Annotated in this window: 13 protein-coding genes; 3 read left to right on the top strand and 10 right to left on the bottom strand. The window is 74.1% G+C overall.

The genetic code is table 11. The annotated features are described in order from the left end of the window. Nucleotides 1–76: 76 nt before the first annotated feature. The 9 genes from mraY to dinB form a co-directional block, all read right to left on the bottom strand. A complete protein-coding gene (gene mraY / locus A1QA_RS0100365) occupies nucleotides 77–1219 on the bottom strand; it encodes a phospho-N-acetylmuramoyl-pentapeptide-transferase (protein ID WP_017176951.1) in 1143 nt (380 codons plus the stop codon). Beyond that, a complete protein-coding gene (locus tag A1QA_RS0100370; protein ID WP_017176952.1) occupies nucleotides 1216–2748 on the bottom strand; it encodes a UDP-N-acetylmuramoyl-tripeptide--D-alanyl-D-alanine ligase in 1533 nt (510 codons plus the stop codon). Before A1QA_RS0100370 ends, mraY begins: the two co-directional genes overlap by 4 nt. Next, on the bottom strand, nucleotides 2733–4340 hold the full coding sequence (locus A1QA_RS0100375) for a UDP-N-acetylmuramoyl-L-alanyl-D-glutamate--2,6-diaminopimelate ligase (protein WP_017176953.1): 1608 nt from the start codon (nucleotides 4338–4340) through the stop codon (nucleotides 2733–2735). The genes A1QA_RS0100370 and A1QA_RS0100375 overlap by 16 nt, the downstream gene beginning before the upstream one ends. A gap of 227 nt (nucleotides 4341–4567) precedes the next feature. Further along, entirely contained in the window at nucleotides 4568–6394 is a 1827-nt protein-coding gene (locus tag A1QA_RS0100380; protein ID WP_017176954.1) for a peptidoglycan D,D-transpeptidase FtsI family protein, read from the bottom strand. Nucleotides 6395–6400: 6 nt separating this feature from the next. Beyond that, on the bottom strand, nucleotides 6401–6922 hold the full coding sequence (gene ftsL / locus A1QA_RS0100385; RefSeq protein ID WP_017176955.1) for a cell division protein FtsL: 522 nt from the start codon (nucleotides 6920–6922) through the stop codon (nucleotides 6401–6403). Then, entirely contained in the window at nucleotides 6919–8001 is a 1083-nt protein-coding gene (gene rsmH, locus A1QA_RS0100390) for a 16S rRNA (cytosine(1402)-N(4))-methyltransferase RsmH (protein WP_017176956.1), read from the bottom strand. Before rsmH ends, ftsL begins: the two co-directional genes overlap by 4 nt. A gap of 174 nt (nucleotides 8002–8175) precedes the next feature. After that, nucleotides 8176–8607 carry a division/cell wall cluster transcriptional repressor MraZ gene (gene mraZ / locus A1QA_RS0100395; RefSeq protein ID WP_017176957.1) on the bottom strand — a complete coding sequence of 144 codons (432 nt, stop codon included), beginning with the start codon at nucleotides 8605–8607 and terminating at the stop codon, nucleotides 8176–8178. A gap of 384 nt (nucleotides 8608–8991) precedes the next feature. After that, nucleotides 8992–9384: a DUF3040 domain-containing protein gene (locus tag A1QA_RS0100400; protein ID WP_017176958.1), complete on the bottom strand. Its 393-nt coding sequence runs from the start codon at nucleotides 9382–9384 to the stop codon at nucleotides 8992–8994. A gap of 165 nt (nucleotides 9385–9549) precedes the next feature. Continuing rightward, on the bottom strand, nucleotides 9550–10776 hold the full coding sequence (gene dinB, locus A1QA_RS0100405) for a DNA polymerase IV (RefSeq protein ID WP_017176959.1): 1227 nt from the start codon (nucleotides 10774–10776) through the stop codon (nucleotides 9550–9552). 84 nt (nucleotides 10777–10860) lie between these two features. Between dinB and A1QA_RS0100410 the strand changes: the two genes are divergently transcribed. Next, nucleotides 10861–11727 (top strand): spermidine synthase, encoded by an 867-nt coding sequence (locus tag A1QA_RS0100410; RefSeq protein ID WP_017176960.1) that lies wholly within the window; start codon nucleotides 10861–10863, stop codon nucleotides 11725–11727. A gap of 85 nt (nucleotides 11728–11812) precedes the next feature. Here the strand turns inward: A1QA_RS0100410 and A1QA_RS0100415 are convergent, their stop codons facing one another. Next, nucleotides 11813–12727: a PAC2 family protein gene (locus A1QA_RS0100415; protein WP_017176961.1), complete on the bottom strand. Its 915-nt coding sequence runs from the start codon at nucleotides 12725–12727 to the stop codon at nucleotides 11813–11815. A gap of 404 nt (nucleotides 12728–13131) precedes the next feature. Between A1QA_RS0100415 and A1QA_RS0100420 the strand changes: the two genes are divergently transcribed. Continuing rightward, a complete protein-coding gene (locus A1QA_RS0100420) occupies nucleotides 13132–15756 on the top strand; it encodes a HelD family protein (protein ID WP_017176962.1) in 2625 nt (874 codons plus the stop codon). 115 nt (nucleotides 15757–15871) lie between these two features. Continuing rightward, nucleotides 15872–17656, top strand: a complete 1785-nt coding sequence (locus A1QA_RS12870; protein WP_082181141.1) for an AMP-binding protein — start codon at nucleotides 15872–15874, stop codon at nucleotides 17654–17656. The last annotated feature ends 44 nt before the right edge of the window (nucleotides 17657–17700 follow it).

Below are 17700 nucleotides of genomic sequence, written 5' to 3' on the forward strand. Positions count from 1 at the left end.
TCATGTGCTTGGGGCGCGCCGTGGGCGCCATGGGGTGTGGCGCGGGGCGCCATCCGGGGAGGTGGGGCGGAGGGGATCAGGAGACGAGGAACTCGGCGTAGAAGAGGCCCAGGGCCCCCACGACGCACAGGCCGGCGACGATCCAGAAGCGGATGACGACGTTGACCTCGGTCCAGCCGCCGAGCTCGAAGTGGTGGTGCAGCGGCGCCATGCGGAAGATGCGCTTGCCGGTGGATTTGAAGGAGACGACCTGCAGGATGACGGAGATGACCTCCGCGAGGAACAGGCCTCCGAGGATGACGGCGAGGAACTCGGTGCGAGACAGGATGGACAGCCCGGCGACCGCCCCGCCCAGGGCGAGGGACCCGGTGTCCCCCATGAAGATCTTGGCCGGGGAGGCGTTCCACCACAGGAACCCGAAGCAGGCGCCCATGAGGGCCGCGGCGATCATGGCGAGGTCGCGGGGGTCGCGGACCTGGTAGCAGGTGCTGGCCACGATGTCCGGGTGGCCGTAGACGCAGGACTGGTTGGACTGCCAGACGCTCACGAGGGTGTAGGCGCCGAAGACCATGGCGGAGGCGCCCGCAGCGAGGCCGTCGAGGCCGTCGGTGAGGTTGACGGCGTTGGACCAGGCGGTGATGAGGAAGTTCGACCACAGGACGAACAGGATGAGGGCGACGGCGGCTCCCGCCATGGTCAGGCCGGTGACGCCGCCGAGGCTGATCGAGCCATCGCCCCCGCGCAGGAAGGCCATGTCGATGAGGGAATCGCGGGCGAAGGAGATGCGGGTGGAGGCGGGGGTGAGGCCGTTGCGGTCGGCGAAGAGCAGGCCGGCCACGGAGAAGCCGATGCCGATGACCGCCTGGCCGAGCATCTTCTGCCAGGGGGTCAGGCCCAGGGATCTCTGCCGGGAGATCTTCTCGAAGTCGTCGAGGAAGCCGATGAGGCCCAGCCCGACGATGAGGAAGAGCAGGAGGATGCCGCTGGCGCGCGGCGTTCGCAGCTCGACGAGGTTCGCGGCGGCATAGCCCAGGACGAGCGCGATGATGATGACGAGGCCGCCCATTGTGGGGGTGCCGCGCTTGATGAAGTGCCCCTCGGGGCCATCGTCGCGGATGAACTGGCCGTAATGGCGCCGCTCGAGGAACTTGATGAGGGCGGGGGTGCCCAGGAGGGCGACGAGGAGGGAGACGGCGGAGGAGACGAGGATGGCGGTCATCGGGCGTCCTTTCCGTCACGTCCGTCGGTGGGGTCGGCCCCCGCCGCGCCGACGGCGGCGAGGTGGTCGGCCACGCGCCAAGCGCCCGACCCGTGGGAGCCCTTGACGAGGACGGCGTCCCCGGGGGCCAGGAGGGAGTCGATGCGGGCGATGGCGTCGTCGGCATCGGGCGCCTCGACGACCTCCACGCCGCGATGGCGGGCGGCCTGGGCGGCGGGGGCGGCCCCAGCCCCGATGGTCACGAGGAGGGAGGCGCCGGCGTCGGCGACGAGGGCACCGGTGGTGGCGTGGTCGGCGGCGGAGGTCTCGCCGAGCTCGAGCATCTCGGAGATGACGACGACGCGGCGGCGGTCCCCGGCCAGCGCGGGCAGGGAGGCGAGCGAGGCGGCCATCGAGTCGATGTTGGCGTTGTAGGAGTCGTCGATGAGGCGGCCGCTGCCGGGCAGGTCGCTGACCGCCATGCGGTGGGGGCTCTCCAGGCCCGCCGAGGCGATGGTGTCCAGGAGGACGTCCGCGTCGATGCCCGCGGCGAGTGCCAGCCCGAGGGAGGCGAGCGCGTTGGCCACGTTATGGGCGCCGGGCAGGCCCAGGCGCACCCGGCGGGGCTGGGCGCCGGGCAGGTGGATGTCAGCGATGGCGTGGGCGGCCTCGTCGAGCTCGACGCCGGTGGCGCGCAGGTCCGCGCGCTCGTCCCCGCTGGCCGAGAAGGTGAGCACCCGCCCGGGGGCGAGGTCGCGCATGGCGGCGGCGCGCTCGTCGTCGAGGTTGAGGACGGCGGTGCCGTGGGGAAGGAGGCCGCGCACGATGTGGCTCTTGGCGGCGGCGACGCCGTCGATGGAGCCGAAGCCGCCCATATGGGCGTGGCCGATCATGAGGACGGCGGCGGCGTCGAGCGGGGCGATCTCCACGAGGTCGGCGATGTCGTCGGGGCCGGAGGCGCCCATCTCGAGGACGAGGTAGCGGGTGGACTCGTCCGCCTCCAGGACGGTCAGCGGCAGGCCGATCTCGTTGTTGAAGGAGGCGACCGGCGCGATGGTGGGCCCCTGGGCGGCCAGGAGCTGGCGGGTGAGGTCCTTCGTGGTGGTCTTGCCGACCGAGCCGGTCATCGCGACGACGGCCAGGCCCCTCTCCCCCGCGCGCTGGCGCAGATCGGCGAGGTGCCCGCGGGCGATGCGCCCGAGGGCGGCCACGGTGTCGTCAACGACGATGATGGCCATGGCGGCGCCGGGAGCGGCTGGCCCGTCGGGCTGGCTGGCCCCGGCGAGCTCGGCCTGGGCCGCGCGGGCGGCCTCCTCGTCGCTGACGAGGGCGGCCGCTGCCCCGGCCCGGGCGACAGCGGCGAGGTAGGCGTGCCCGTCGGCGCGCTCGCCCTTGATGGCCACGAAGAGGGCGCCGGGCCCGGCCTTCCGCGAGTCGGTGACGACGGCGGTCACGGGGGCCGCGGACGGGGCGGCGCCGCCCGCGATGAGGCGGCCACCTGCCCAGGAGGCGAGCTCGTCGATCGTGCGGGCGATCACGCCAGCCCCCATTTCTCCTCGACGGCCTCGCGCATGACGGGGGCGTCGTTGTAGCGGATGAACTCGCCGGCCGCCTCGAGGAAGGGCTCGTGGCCCTTGCCGGTGACGATGACGGTGTCGTCGGGGCCGCAGAGCTCGACCCCGCGGCGCACGGCGTCGCCGCGCCAGGTGGTGATCTCCTCGACGTCGGCGAGGTCGGGGCGCACGGAGCGCACGCCGTCCAGGATCGCGTCGCGGATGAGCTGGGGGTCCTCGCTGCGGGGGTTCTCATCGGTGATGACGAGCACGTCCGCCAGGCGGGCGGCGACCTCCCCGAGCATGGGGCGCTTGCCCTGGTCGCGGTCGCCGTCGGAGCCGAAGACGACGATGAGGCGCCCGGGGGTGATCGGGCGCACGGCGGCGAGCGCCAGCTCCATCGCGTCGGGGGTGTGGGCGAAGTCGACGATCGTCAGGCCCCGCGTGCCGTCGCGCTGGCTGATGCGCTGCATGCGGCCCGGGATGTTGTGGGCGGTGGCCAGGGCCTGGGCGGCCACGTCGGCCGGCACGCCCGCGCGGATCGCCATGACGAGGGCCAGCGCGGCGTTCTGGACGTTGACGAGCCCGGGCAGGGGGCAGCTGGCGGCGATCTCCACGCCGTCGGGCCCGTGGAGGGTGAAGGTGGTGGCCGAGTCCGTCAGGGAGACGGCGGCGTCGGCCACCCACCAGTCGGCGGGGGTGTCGCCCTCGTAGGCCCGCACGCGGTCCACGGGCAGCTCGCCGGCCTGGGCGACCCGCTCGGCCAGCGCAGCGCCCCAGGAGTCGTCGACGCAGATGACGGCGCGCCGGGCGTGCTCGGGGGTGAAGAGGCCCGCCTTGGCGTCGAGGTACTCCTCCATCGTGTGGTGGAAGTCGAGGTGGTCGCGCTGCAGGTTGGTGAAGCCGGCGACGTCGATCTCGGTGCCGTCGAGGCGGTGCAGGACGATGGCGTGGCTGGAGGCCTCCAGGGAGGCGGCGCCCACGCTCTCCTCGACGCACAGCGCCATCATGCGCTGCAGGACGGGGGCCTCGACGGTGGTGCGGGGGGACTCCACGGACAGGGCGCCTGCCCGCAGTTCCACGGTGCCCGCCATCATGCAGCCGCCGAGGTGGGCGGTGAGCATGGCGTCGAGGAAGTAGGAGGTGGTGGTCTTGCCGTTCGTGCCGGTGACGGCGGTGGTGACCAGGGAGCGGGAGGGGTGGTGGTAGATCTCCGCGGACAGGGGGCCCACCATGGCGCGGGGGTCGGCGCAGGTGAGGACGGGGGTGCCGGGGCAGGTCCCGTGGACGATGGCGGCGCCGGCCTCATCGGTGACGACGGCGACGGCGCCGGCCTCGACGGCCTGGGCGGCATAGCTGGCGCCGTGGGCGCGGAAGCCGGGCAGGGCCACGAAGAGCTCGCCGGGGGCGGTGTCGCCGGAGTCGACGGAGGCGCCGGAGACGGTCAGGGGGGTGGGAGTGGTGATGGCTTGGCCATCGGCGGGGGTGGCGGGGCTCAGGGAGAATCGCTGGGCGAGGTCGCTCAGAGCGATGGGAGCGTTTCGGTGCGGGCGCAGGGCCGCGGCCGACTCGTACGCGTGGTTGCTCATAGTCCCACAATCTATCGCGACCAGCGGCATGCGCAGATCAGGAGAAGGGCCCAGAATCTGTGATCCCCGCGTCCTCCCATACGGGGCCTGAGGAGCGTGAGCAGAATCTCCCCCGATCTGGGAAGGAGCGGGCGAGTCGGGGCCTGCGAGCCGGGGCGCCCAGTCGCGAGCCCCATCGTCCGCGCCGCGGCTCGCGCCGTCGCCGCCGTGAGGGCCGCCGCCACCACTCAGCCCTGCCCCGGGGTCGGGCTCGCCCCGCCCTGCTGGTCGGATGTGGTGGCCTGGGCGCCCTGGTGGGCCTTCGCGGTCGCGATGACCGAGGGGTCCGGGGCGATGCCCAGCTTGTGCAGCGTGGCCAGGGCGACGGTGCGGAAGACGGGGGCGGCGACGACGCCGCCGTAGATGCCCGAGGGCTTGTTGACGATGACGGCGGCGGCGATGGCCGGGGCGTGGGCGGGGGTGAAGCCGACGAAGGAGGCGACGGTGGCGTCCTCGGAGATGATCTCCGTGGTGCCGGTCTTGCCTGCCACGAGGTAGCCGTCGATCGAGGCCTCCTCGGCGGTGCCGCCCTCCTGGGTGACGCCGACGAGCATGTCGGTGAGGGTCGCGGCGGTGGCGTCGGAGACGACGCGCACCCCCTCGGGCTGGGCCTGCTGGGTGACGGTGCCGTCCGCCGCGGTCCAGGAGTCGATGACGCGGGGCGCCACACGCACGCCCTTGTTGGCGATGGTGGCCAGGACCTGCGCCGACTGGAGCGTGGTCCCGGCGATGCCCTGGCCGAACATGGTGGTGTAGCGTGTGCGGTCGTCCCACTCGGAGGGGGGCGTGAGCAGTCCGGCGGACTCCCCCGGCAGCTCGATCCCGCTGGGGGCGCCCCAGCCGAAGCGCTCCATGTAGGTGTAGCGGACGTCGTCGGCGACCTTCTCCCCGATCTGGACGGTGCCGACGTTCGAGGACTCGGCAAGGACCTGCGCCGTCGTCAGCTGCTCGACGCCGTGGGGGTGGGAGTCGACGAAGCTCTGGCCGTTGGCGGAGGTCCAGGAGTAGGGGACGGTCCAGGTGTCCTCGGGCGTGACCGCGCCCTCCTCCAGGGCGGCGGCGAAGGTGACGACCTTGCCGACGCTGCCGGGCTCGAAGACGGCCTCGACGCAGCGGGCGCCGCGGTCGCCCTCGGCGGAGGCGGTGGGGTCGCCGGGGTCGACGGTGCGGCTGTCGGCCATGACGAGGACCTTGCCGGTGGCCGGCTCCATGACGACGCAGCAGCCCCATTCGGCGCCCTGCGCGGTGACCACCTCGTCGATGGCCTGCTGCGCGAGGACCTGGAGGTCGGGGTCGAGGGTGAGGGTGACGGTGGCGCCGGGGGTCGAGGCGGTCTCCTCCACCTTCCCCGAGGGGATCTGCGTGCCGGTGCGGCCCACCTCCATCGAGCCTGATCCGTTGGTGCCGGTGAGCGGCTCGTTCTGCGTGATCTCGATCCCGGCCGTGCCCTCCAGGACGCGGCCGTCGCCCTCGGCGGTCAGGCCGACGACGTTGCCCGCGACGTGCCCCGCCGGGTAGGTGCGGCGCACACGCTGGTCGGGCTCGACGCCGCGGATGCCCAGGGCCTTGATCTGGCGCCAGGTGTCCGGGGGGACGGCCTCGGCGATGACGGAGTAGGTGGACTCCCCCACCATCTTCGCCCCGAGCTCGGCGGCGTCGACCCCGAGGATGGGGGCGAGCTTGTCGGCGGCGGCCGCGGGGCCGTGGCCGACGACGACGGTCTCGGGCAGGCCGGTGGTGGGGTTGTCCTGCTCGACCTTGTCCTCCCACTGGGCGACGAGCACCTGGTTGACACCGATGTCGAAGCTCACCGAGGAGGTGGCCAGGATGGTGCCATCGCGGCCGCAGATGTTCCCCCGCAGGGCAACGTTAGTCCATGTCAGAGTGCGCTCGGCGCGGGCCTTCTCCGCGAGGTCCGGGCCCTGGACCACCTGGAGCCAGGCGGTCTTGCCCGCCGCTGCGGTCAAGCCGGTCAGGCCGAGGAGCTGCAGGGCGCGACGTCGGCTCGGGTTCATCGGCGGTTACTGCCCACTCGCGCCGGTGCTGCCGGAAGCACCAGCAGTGCCGGAGCTCCCCCCGCTCCCGGCCGCGCCGGTCGCGCCCGCGGCGCTGCCGCCGGTGACGGTGCCGCTGCGCAGGTCGACGACGCCGGGTGCGGCGGCGGGCACCATGCCGAGCTCGCTGGCGCGCTTGGCCAGGGCGTCGGGCGCCGCGGCGTCGTTCACCTGGCCGCGCACCGTCTCCACGTGGTCCTGGACGACGTCGAGCTCGGCGGAGGCCTTCTGGAGGTCGTAGGCGGTGGCGGCCATCTTGGCGTTGAGGACCATGGTGGTCGCCAGCGCTCCGACGAGGATCGCGGCGATGAGCAGGACGAAGGGGATGGTGGAGCGGCCGGGCGCGATGCCCCGCACCACTCGCAGCTGGCGCTGGGAGCGCGAGGCCTCCTGGGCGCCGGCCTGGGGGCGGGCGGCGCGGCGGCTCCCCTCCCAGGTCCTCGTGGTGGGGCTGGTGGGTCGTGCCGTGGCGACGGTTGCGGCGCTCATCGGCTCCTCCTTCCTCGATCGGTCTGTGCTCTGCGGCGGTGTGCCGGTTCAGGGGCCGGTGCAAGGGAGGCGGGGCGGGTTCGGGTGACGGCCCGCAGGCGCACGGGGGCGCTGCGGGGGTTGGCGGCGAGCTCGGCCTCATCGGCCCGCTCGGCGCCCCGGGTGAGGGGCTCCAGGTAGGGGCGGTCCTCCTCCGGGATGATGGGAAGGCCCTGGGGGGCCCTGCTGGTGGAGCCGGCGGTGATCGTCTGCTTGACGATCCGGTCCTCCAGGCTCTGGTAGGACTCGACGACGAGGCGCCCGCCGACCCTCAGGGAGTTGAGGGCCCGGGGCACGGCGCGCTCGAGGACGTCGAGCTCGGCGTTGACGGCGATCCGCAGCGCCTGGAAGGCGCGCTTGGCCGGGTGCCCTCCGGTGCGGCGCGCGGCGGCGGGGATCGCGTCGCGCACCAGCTCGGCGAGCTCGTCGGTGCGCGCCAGCGGCGCGCCGGCCTCGCGCCGGGCAACGATCGCCTGGGCGATGCGGGGGGCGAAGCGCTCCTCGCCGTAGACGCGCAGGATGCGGGTGAGCTCGGCGGCGTCGGCGATGGCGAGGATCTCGGCGGCCGTCGGGCCCGAGTCCTGGTCCATGCGCATGTCGAGCGGCGCCGGGCGGGCGTAGGAGAAGCCGCGCTCGGCGTCGTCGAGCTGGAGGGAGGAGACCCCGAGGTCCATGAGGACGGCGTCGACGACGCCCACGCCCTCCTCAGCAACCAGGGCGTGCTCGCGCGCCACGTCCTCGACGGCGTCGTAGGTGGCCCGCACGGCGGTGAAGCGCTCGCCGAAGGGAGCGAGGCGCTCGCTGGCCAGGGCGATGGCCTGGGGGTCGCGGTCGATGCCGATGACGCGCAGGGTCTCGAAGCGCTCCAGGGCGCCCTCGCTGTGGCCGCCCATGCCGAGGGTGCAGTCGATGAGCACGGGGGTGGCGCCGCTGGCGGCGGCCTCCTCGATGGCGGGGGCCATGAGGTCGAGGCAGCGGGCGAGGAGCACCGGGGTGTGCCGCTGCGACGCGGGCGCCGCGCCGGTGGTGGATGCGCTCATCGGTGCTCCTCCTTCCTGTTGTGCTGTGGTGCTGGGGCGGCGCCTCGGGCGCCGGGCCGGTCGGCCGCTGATCGTCCTGCCAGGACTCCTCCCGCAGGTTCCGGCGCCGGGGAAGAGGCGTCGGATGCGGCGGCGGGCGGAGACCTCACGGGGCGATCCGGCTGGGCCGATCGGTTAGAAGAAGCCGGGGATGATCTCCTCGGCGGTGTCGGCGAAGACCTGCTCCTGGGCGCTCAGGTAGTTCTCCCAGGCGGTGGCGTCCCAGATCTCGACGCGCGACCCGGCGCCGATGACGGCCAGGTCGCGATCCAGGCCGGCGTAGGCGCGCAGCGGGGCGGGCAGTGTGATGCGGCCCTGCTTGTCGGGGATCTGGGAGTCGGCGCCGGAGAGCATGACGCGGACGTAGTCGCGCGCCTGCTTCTGCGCCAGGGGCGCCTCGCGGAGCTGGGCGTACATGCGCTCGAACTCCGCGGTGGTGAAGGCGTAGAGGCAGTGCTCCTGGCCTCGGGTCAGGACGATGCCCCCCGCCAGTTCCTCCCGGAACTTCGCCGGGAGGATGAGGCGGCCCTTGTCGTCGAGGCGGGGGGCGTGGGTGCCCAGGAACATCGGGTCCACTCCTTCCCCTCGACGATCCAATGGACTCCACCCTACTCCACTTCCCTCCCTTTCCAACCACCTTGACATCCACTTGTGATGGATATCCGCCAACCCTCGATGGAAGAACCGCGAGATTCCGCGGTTTCACGCGGTGGAGGGAAGTGGGGGAAACAACGGCGCCGGGCCCGCCACCATGAGTGGTGGCGGGCCCGGCGTGCGGGTATGGGGTGTGGATCGGGGTGGAACGGGGGTGGGGAGCGCCCGTCCAGGGGTCTCGACGGCGTGAAGGAGGGAGCGTCAGCGCTCCCGTGGAGGGAAGTGGAGGAGGGGGTTGGGGAGAGATGCGGGGAGGGAAGTGGAGGGGAGCCGGGGACGGCGCCTCAGCGCTCGTCGTCAGCGCTCGTCGTCCTGGCGGCGCTCCCAGCGCTCGGACTGGCGCTCCATGAAGCTGGAGCGGCCCGCCCGGGACGAGCCGCGGCCGGACTGCGAGTCCTTGAGCAGTGGGGGGCGGCGCACCATGAGCGCGACACCGGCGACGGCGAGCCCGAAGCCCGCCACGCCGACGATGACTGAGACGAGGCCGTTGCCGTGGCCCAGCACGACGCCGGAGACAACGACGACCAGCCCGATGAGCACCAGGGCGATTCCCCAGCCGATGTTCCTCGGGGAGACGCGCGCGAGATGGCGCTCGGGATGCTGGATGGTCTCCGCGAGGTCGGGGTCCTCCTCATGGAGCTGGCGCTCGAGGTCTCGCAGCACCCGCTGCTCGCGCTCCGAGAGCGACATGCCGGTCCCTCGCTTCCTGTTCGCCACTGCGCCTCGCAGCCCTGGGGCAATGGGAGCGGGGCATGGCCGGGACCGGCTCTCGGAGCCCGGCCTGAAGCCCCGAGTCGGTTGCTCATGACGATATGCCGAGCCCAGGGATTCGCCTCCGAGTCTACTTGCTCTGGTTCACCGACCGCTAACCGGCGGGCGCAGAAGACTGGCGGGGGCCACGGCTCCCGCTCCCCATCGGCGCCGGACCTCGTCGGCGGCACGCTCGGGGGCCCCGCGGCGCGGGTCGTCGTCGAGGAGCAACTGGACGCCGTCGTCGCCGCGGCTCAGGCCCTCGCATCGCACGCCGAGGAGCCGGTACCCGCCCGGCGGGGTGGGCAGGGCCTCGAAGAGCGACTCGACGGTCTGCCACACGTCGCGGGCGAGGTCCGTGGGATCGGCAAGGGTGCGCGAGCGGGTGACGGTGGTGAAGTCGGCGCCCCGGGCCTTGAGGACGACGACGCGCGCCCGCAGCTCCCCCGCCCTCAGGCGCGCCGCGCACTGGTGGCACTGGTCGAGCAGGACGCGGCGGGCGTGGTCGCGGTCGCGCACGAGGTCGAAGAAGGTGGACTCCGTGCCCACGGACTTCTCCTCGCGGCCGGGGCTGACGGGGCGCGGGTCGATCCCGTGGGACAGGGCGGACAGGTGGTGGGCGGCGGAGGGCCCGAGGATCCGGGTGAGGGTGCGCGTGTCGGCGGCGGCCAGCGCGCGCACGTCCGTGATGCCCCAGCGGGCGAGGGCGGCCTCGCTCTTGGCGCCCACTCCCCACATGGCGCCCACGGGCAGGAGGTCGAGGAAGTCCTGGGTGGCGGTGGCGGGGATGAGGAGGAGCCCATCGGGCTTGGCGTGGGAGGAGGCGAGCTTGGCGACGAATTTGGTCGACGCGATGCCCACGGAGGCCGGCAGTCCCAGGCGGCCGCGGATCTCGCGGCGGATCCAGCCGCCGATGGCGGCGGGGCTGCCCATGCGGCGGCGCGCGCCGGCGACGTCGAGGAAGGCCTCGTCGACACTGACCTTCTCCAGCACGGGGGTGACCTCCCCCAGGATGCCCATGACGGCCCGCGAGACCTCGCTGTAGTGGCGGTGGCGCACGGGCAGGACGACGGCCTGCGGGCATCGGCGCATCGCCTCGGCCATGGACATCGCGGAGGCCACCCCGTAGGCGCGCGCCTCGTAGGTGGCGGCGGAGACGACCCCGCGCCCCTCGGTGCCACCCACGATGACGGGGCGGCCGGCGAGCTCGGGGTGGTCGAGGAGCTCGACGGAGGCGAAGAAGGCGTCCATGTCGACGTGGAGGATGGGGGTGGCCGAGTCGTCGTCCCCCCAGTCGCGGCGGGCGCTGGCGGCGCGCGGGGCCCTGCTCATACGCGCTCCTCCCCCGCTGGCGCCCGCTTGGGCGCCCCGCTGATCCGATCAGTGGCAGTGACGGGCTCAGGCTAACGTGCTCCTGTGGCACGCAAGAGGAGCAAGGGGGACGGCCGACGGCGCGGGGGCGCGGCGGCCGACGGCGCGCGCTCGCTGGCGGGCCTCCCCGTGGGCCCGGTGCCCACGTCCCTGGGCGTGGCCGAGCTGCAGGTCCGGGAGTCGGGTGTGCTGCTCCTCCTCGATGGGACGGAGTCGTCCTGGATCGACCTGCGCGATCCGGCGCATCTGGACTTCGAGTACCAGCAGCAGATGGACGCCGCCCTCGCCGCGCTCACCCACACCGGGGAGGTCGGCTCGGCCGATGGGCCCGGCTCTCCGGTCCACGCCCTGCACCTGGGCGGGGCGGGCTGCGCGCTGGCGCGCGCCTGGGATGCCACCCGGCCGGGCTCGACGCAGACGGCGGTGGAGATCGATGAGGCCCTGGCGGGCAGCGTGCGCCAGTGGTTCGATCTCCCGCGATCCCCGCGGCTGCGAATCCGCGTGGGCGATGCCGCACAGGTGGTGCCCGGGCTGCGCGCCGGTGAGTGGGATGTCATCGTGCGCGACGTCTTCGCCGCTGGGCGGGTGCCCGAGGCCTGCCGGGATGAGGCCTTCCTGAGAGGGTGTCTCCCCGCGCTGGCCGATGGCGGGCTCTTCCTGGCGAACACCCCGGCGATGCCGCGCGGCCAGGCCCATAGCGAGTTGCGAGCGGTGGCCCGCGTCTTCGGCGGGGTCATCGTGGTGGCCGATCCGGCGGTGGCCCGGGGCAAGCGGCAGGGCAACCTCGTCATCGTTGCCCGCCGCGAGCCCTTCAGCCCGGCGCAGGAGGAGGCGGTAGAGCGGGCGGTGCGGCGCCTGCCGCTGCCGGTGCGCACCTGGGGCGCGGACGCGCTGGCGCCTCGCGAGCGCTGAGCCCGCCCTGGCACGGCGGGGCCGGGCCTCGACGATGGAGCGCCCCTCCCCCGGGTTCCCGCCGAACCCTCTTCCCCAGCGCGGGTCAGGGCTGCTGGGTGCCGGGGTCCTTCGTCTCGAGGAAGGCCTCGAGGCGCGCGCCGATCTCATCGGCGCTGGGCAGGTCGAGCAGGGAGGCGAGCTCGCCGATCCCCTCCTCGTCCTTGCTCGGGGCCAGGGCGTCGTACTGCGCCTCCAGGGCGTTGACGATCGCCGTCACCTCGGGCTGCTGGGAGGCCTCGGCGTCGATCTCGAGGCGGTTGAGGTTGGCGGCGGCCTCCAGGTCCCCCAGGGGCAGCGCGAGCCCGGTGGCGTCGGCCACGGCGGCCAGGAGCGCGGAGGCGCCGGCCGGGTAGTCGTCGCGGGCGACGTAGTGCGGGATGCCCGCGGCCAGCCCGCGCGAGTCGAGGCCGGCCTCGCCCAGGCGCACCTCCATGTAGGTGGCGAAGGTGCTCGGGATCTCCACGGTGCCGAAGAAGTCGGGCTGCTCGGGGAGGAGGTCGAGGCGGCTGCCGTGCTGGTGGACGAAGGTGGGGCGGGTGTGGGGGACAGCCAGGGGCAGCCCGTGGAGGCTGATGGCCTGGCTGGCGCCCAGGGAGACGGCAAGGTGCGTGATGGCCCCGGCCACCTCCTGCCACCGGTAGTCCGGCTCGGAGCCGTGGAGGAGCAGGAGCTGGGCGCCGTCGTCATCGGTGAGGAGGTCCAGGACGAGGCTGGGCATCTCCACGTTCGTGAACTGGCGGGACTCGAAGCGCGCGACGGGCCGGCGGGCACGGTAGTCGATGATCCCGTCGACATCGAAGGTGGCCAGGCGCTCGTGCTGGAGTGCCAGGAGCAGCTGCTCGACCGCGAGCGCGCCGGCGTGGCCCGCGTCCATGGCGCCGTCGAAGTAGTGGAGGAGGACGCGCGGGGCGATAGGGCGCGTCAGGCTGGCGAAGGTGTAGAGCGGCGGTTGGATCATCCCTGGTCTCCTCTCGTGATCGTCATCGCGGTTGTCGTGCTGGTTGTCCGGTGGCTCGGGCGGAGCCGGGGCCGGGTCCCCCATCTGCCCCCATCCCCGGTGGGGGCGCCTCATGGGCCAACGCATCGCCGCCCCAGAGTGTTCCCGAGTGCTCCCGGCAGACCCGGCTCGCGCCTGCTTCTCATCGGGGAGCATCGTGAGGCGCAGGTGGTGGGCGTGTTCGCGGTGGGCGTCGCCCGGGCTGCGCCACGATACCCCTTACGAGGAGAATAATGGACCGCCCTGTGCTGCGGGGCATCGGACGCCCGCGAGCCACCGCAGCGCGGCCGCGCCCGGGAGAGCCCGGTGGCGCGCGGGGCCGCCTGGCGGCCCGTCATATCCGTCATTGATCTCAGCGAGGCCCCGTGAGCACGTCGAGCCGGTCCCCCCAGGTTGCGCCCGGTCCCACCCCCGAGGCGCCTCCCGCCGCGCAGGGCCCGCAGGAGGCCGCGCGCGAGCGCGAGATCGCCGCCGAGCAGCGGGTGGTGGACGCGGCCTATGGGGAGTTGGACCGCCAGCTCGCCGAGGCCAGGTCCGCGCTGGCGCGCACGGAGGCGCGCGGGGCCTCGGGGACGCACCAGTCCCGGGGCGAGCGCGACGCCTACGCCGTCCACTACTCCGGCCTCGTCTCCACCCTGGAGGGCGTCGAGGAGCGCTTGGTCTTCGGGCGGATGGACATGGGCGCCGACGCCCCCGCCCCTGAGGGGGACGGCCAGGCCGGGACTGCCTCCCGCGGCTCACTCCCCGAGGCCCCGGATGATGCTGCGGGCGCTGCCGGCGGCGGCGCCGTCGGCGGGCCCGCCCGGCACTACGTGGGCAGGATCGGTCTGCATGACGCGCGGCGCCGCGAGGTGGTCCTTGACTGGCGCGCGCCCCTGGCCAGGGCGTTCTACCAGGCGACCGCCTCGGACCCGATGGGACTGGTGCGCCGCCGCCATATCGACACCCGCGCCCGGCGTGTCCTGGGGGTGGAGGACGAGCTCATCGACGTCTCGGCTCTCGACGACGCCGACGCCTCGGCCGCCGACGGCCAGGGGGCGCGGCTGGCGGCTGAGGGGCTGCAGGGCGAGGGCGCGCTCATGGCGGCGATGTCGGCGGCCCGCGACGGCCGCATGGGGGATATCGTCGCGACGATCCAGGCCGAGCAGGACCGCATCGTCACCGCCGATGGCAAGGGCGTCCTGGTGGTGCAGGGCGGGCCGGGCACGGGCAAGACGGCGGTCGCGCTGCACCGGGTCGCCTACCTCTTCTACGCCGAGCGCGAGCGCCTGGAGCGATCCGGGGTCCTGCTCGTGGGCCCCTCGCGGACCTTCCTGCGCTATGTGGAGCAGGTGCTCCCCTCCCTGGGCGAGACCGGCGTGGTCGCCACGACGATCAGCGACCTGGTCCCGGGGATCCGGGCGCGCGGCACCGAGGCCGCCTCGATCGCGGAGATCAAGGGCCGGGCGCTGTGGGCGCGGGTCCTGGCCCGGGCGGTCAAGGACCTCCAGCGGGTGCCGGACGCTCCCCGGCCGATCGTGGTGGAGGGCACGGAGCTGGCGCTGCGGCCCGATGATGCGCGCGAGGCGATGGCCAGGGCGCGGCGCGGGGGCAAGCCGCACAACCTCGCCCGCGAGCCCTTCGTCCTGTGGCTGCTGGAGCGCCTCACGGACCAGTTCGCCGCGGCCACCCGCCAGGACGCCTCGGATCCGGAGACGCGCGCGTGGATCCGCGAGGATATCCGCACCTCGCGCGACGCGCGCCGGGAGATCAACCTGTGCTGGATGCCGACGACGCCGCAGGGCCTCCTGGAGCGCCTGTGGTCGCGCCCGGCCCTGCTGGAGCGCCTGGCCCCCGAGCTCACCGGCGCCGAGCGCGAGGCCCTGCGCCGCTCCCCCGGCTCCGAGCTCACGCCCGCGGACATCCCCCTCATCGACGAGCTGGCCGAGCTCCTGGGCCCCAGTGATGACGCCCAGGCGCAGCGGGCCAGGCTGGAGGCGCGCCGCCGCGAGGAGCTCGTGGCCTACGCCGCCGAGGCGATCGAGTCCCAGGATCTGGGCGGCGGGATCGTGACGGCGGAGATGCTGGCCGACCGGGTGGCGGACCACGGCCCCTCCCTCACGCTGGCCGAGCGGGCCCGGGCGGATAGGAGCTGGACCTACGGGCACGTCGTCGTCGACGAGGCGCAGGAGCTGGGGGCGATGGCGTGGCGGGCGCTGGCGCGGCGCTGCCCGGTGCGCTCCTTCACGGTGGTGGGCGATCTGGCGCAGTACTCGGGCCCGACGGCGCCGTCGAGCTGGGGGCAGGCCCTGCGGGCCCTGGGCACTCACCCGGCGGCGGAGGGCGGGGCAGGTACCCGAGAGTCGCGGGACCAGCGCGGCCGCGGGCGGCACGGGAAACACAGGAAGCACGGGAGGCGCGGGCGACGCGGCTCGCAGGGCGGCTCGACGCCGCTGCGCGAGGAGGTCCTCACCGTGTGCTACCGCACCCCGGCCACCGTCATGGGCGCGGCTGACGCGGCGGTGACCTCGCTCGGGCACCCGCCGGTCTACCCCGTGTCCTCGGTGCGCGACCTGCCGGACTGCCTGCGGGTGGACCGCGTGGGCGCGCGGCGCCCCGCGGGCGGTCCGGCGGCGGGCCCCGCCCTCGAGGAGGCGCTCCTGGCGGCGGTGCGCGAGGAGATGGCGGAGCTCGATGAGGCGGTGGGGCCCGAGGGGGGCCGGATCGCCGTCATCGCGCCCGATCCTGGGGCCTGCGCCGCCTGGCTCGGGGCCGATGCCGCGCTGGCCGCCGCGATGGAGGCCCCGGGCGGGGACGTGCTGCGGGCGCGCCTGGCGGTCATGGGGCCGGTGATGTCGAAGGGCCTGGAGTTCGACGTCGTCGTGCTCGTGGAGCCGGGCGTCATCGGCCAGGCCAGCCCCGGCGACCTCTACGTGGCGATGACCCGCCCCACCCGCCGCCTGCGCGTCGTATCGGCGGGGCCTCTGCCAAGCGGGCTTACGGCACCGTAGGTTACGGTTGCGTAGGAACGCGCGCCGCGCCCGGCGGCGCCGACCAACGCGAGGAGGACGAGTGGATCAGGACCAGGGCGGCCCCTCCGCCACCCCTGCTGGCCCCACCGCGCCGATGCCCGAGGGCGCTGAGCAGCCCGGCCAGACCAGTCGACCGCACTACGCGCCGGGCGTGTCCGCGACGATCCCGGCCATCACCGAGCCGCTGTCCCGGATGCTCGACGACGCCGCCCGCGACTACCCGGAGCGGGTCGCCCTCGATTTCCTGGGCGCCACCACCACCTACGAGCGCCTGGCCCGCCAGGTGGCCCGCGCCGCGGGGGCCCTGCGGGGCCTGGGGGTGAAGCCCGGCGACGTCGTCGGCCTCATCCTGCCCAACTGCCCCCAGCACGTCATCCTCGCCTACGCGGCCTGGCGGATCGGCGCGATCGTCGCCGAGCACAACCCGCTGGCCCCGGCCGCCCAGATCCGCGAGCAGATCGAGATCCACCAGGGCGGCGTCATCATCGCCTGGGAGAAGACGATCGCCCGGCTCGTGGCGGCCACCGGCTCCCTGGCCGAGGCCTCCCTGGACGACCGCCAGGTCTTCAGCGTCGACCTCTCCCGCCGCCTGCCCCTGACCAGCCGCCTCGCCCTCAAGCTGCCGGTGGCAGCCGCCCGCTCCCAGCGCCACGAGCTACGGGGGCAAGTGCCCGCGGGCGTGCGGTCCTGGGACGACTTCGTGGCCGCCTCCCCCCTGCTGCCCGAGGGGCACCCGCTTCCCGGCGTCGACGACGTCGCCGTGCTCCTGTACACCGGCGGCACCACCGGCACGCCCAAGGCCGTTCGGCTCACCCACGCCAACCTGCGCTCCAACGCCGAGATGAGCCTGGAGTGGGCCTCGCAGGTCTGCGCGCCCGGCCGCGAGACCTTCTACGCGGTCCTGCCCTTCTTCCACGCCTTCGGGCTGTCCCTCAACCTGCTGTGCGCCGTCGGGCTGGCGGCAACCCAGGTGGTCCTGCCCAAGTTCAGCGCGGATATGGTGCTGACCGCCTGGAAGCGGCGGCCAGCCACGTTCTTCCCCGGCGTGCCGGTCATGTTCGACCGCATCCTCACCCGGGCGCGGGCCACGGGCGCGGACCTGTCGAGCTGCTCGGTAGCGGTGTGCGGGGCCGCGGCCAACCCCAAGGCGGTGGCACAGGCCTGGGAGGAGGCCACCGGCGGGGTCATCATCGAGGGCTACGGCATGACCGAGACCTCCCCCATCATCCTTGGCAACCCGATCTCCCCCGAGCGGCGGGCCGGGGCGCTGGGCGTCCCCTACCCCTCCACCGAGGTGCGCCTCGTCGACCCGGACAACCCGGAGACCGAGGTGGGGCCCGGCGAGGTCGGCGAGCTCGTGGCGCGCGGCCCCCAGGTCTTCGCCGGGTACTGGCACGACCCCGAGGAGACGGCGGCGGTCATGCTGCCCGGCGGCTGGCTGCGCACCGGGGACCTCGTGCGCCAGGAGGAGGACGGCTTCTACGTCATCGCCGACCGCCGCAAGGAGCTCATCATCTCCGGCGGCTTCAACATCTACCCCACCGAGGTGGAGGCGGCGGTGCGCTCCATGCCCCAGATCGCCGACGTCGCCGTGGTGGGCGTGCCCAGCCGCACCGGCGACGAGCGCGTGGTGGCGGCGATCGTCCCCCATGAGGGGCAGACCGTCACCCTGGAGCAGGTGCGGGCCTGGGCCGAGCGGACGCTCTCCCACTACGCCCTCCCCCGCGAGGTCGCGATCCTGTCCGAGCTCCCCCGCTCCATGATCGGCAAGGTGCTGCGCCGCGCGGTGCGCGATCAGATCATGGCCGCCCGGGGCGGCGAGGGAGGCCAGGGCGGCCAAGGGAACCAGGGCAGCCAGGGGGACCAGGCCGATCAGTGAGGGCGCCCCGGCGCGCGGGCCGTCCGCGACCTCCCGCGGGGGCT

This window comes from Actinomyces timonensis DSM 23838, from assembly GCF_000295095.1.
In the GTDB taxonomy this organism is placed as follows: domain Bacteria; phylum Actinomycetota; class Actinomycetes; order Actinomycetales; family Actinomycetaceae; genus Actinomyces; species Actinomyces timonensis.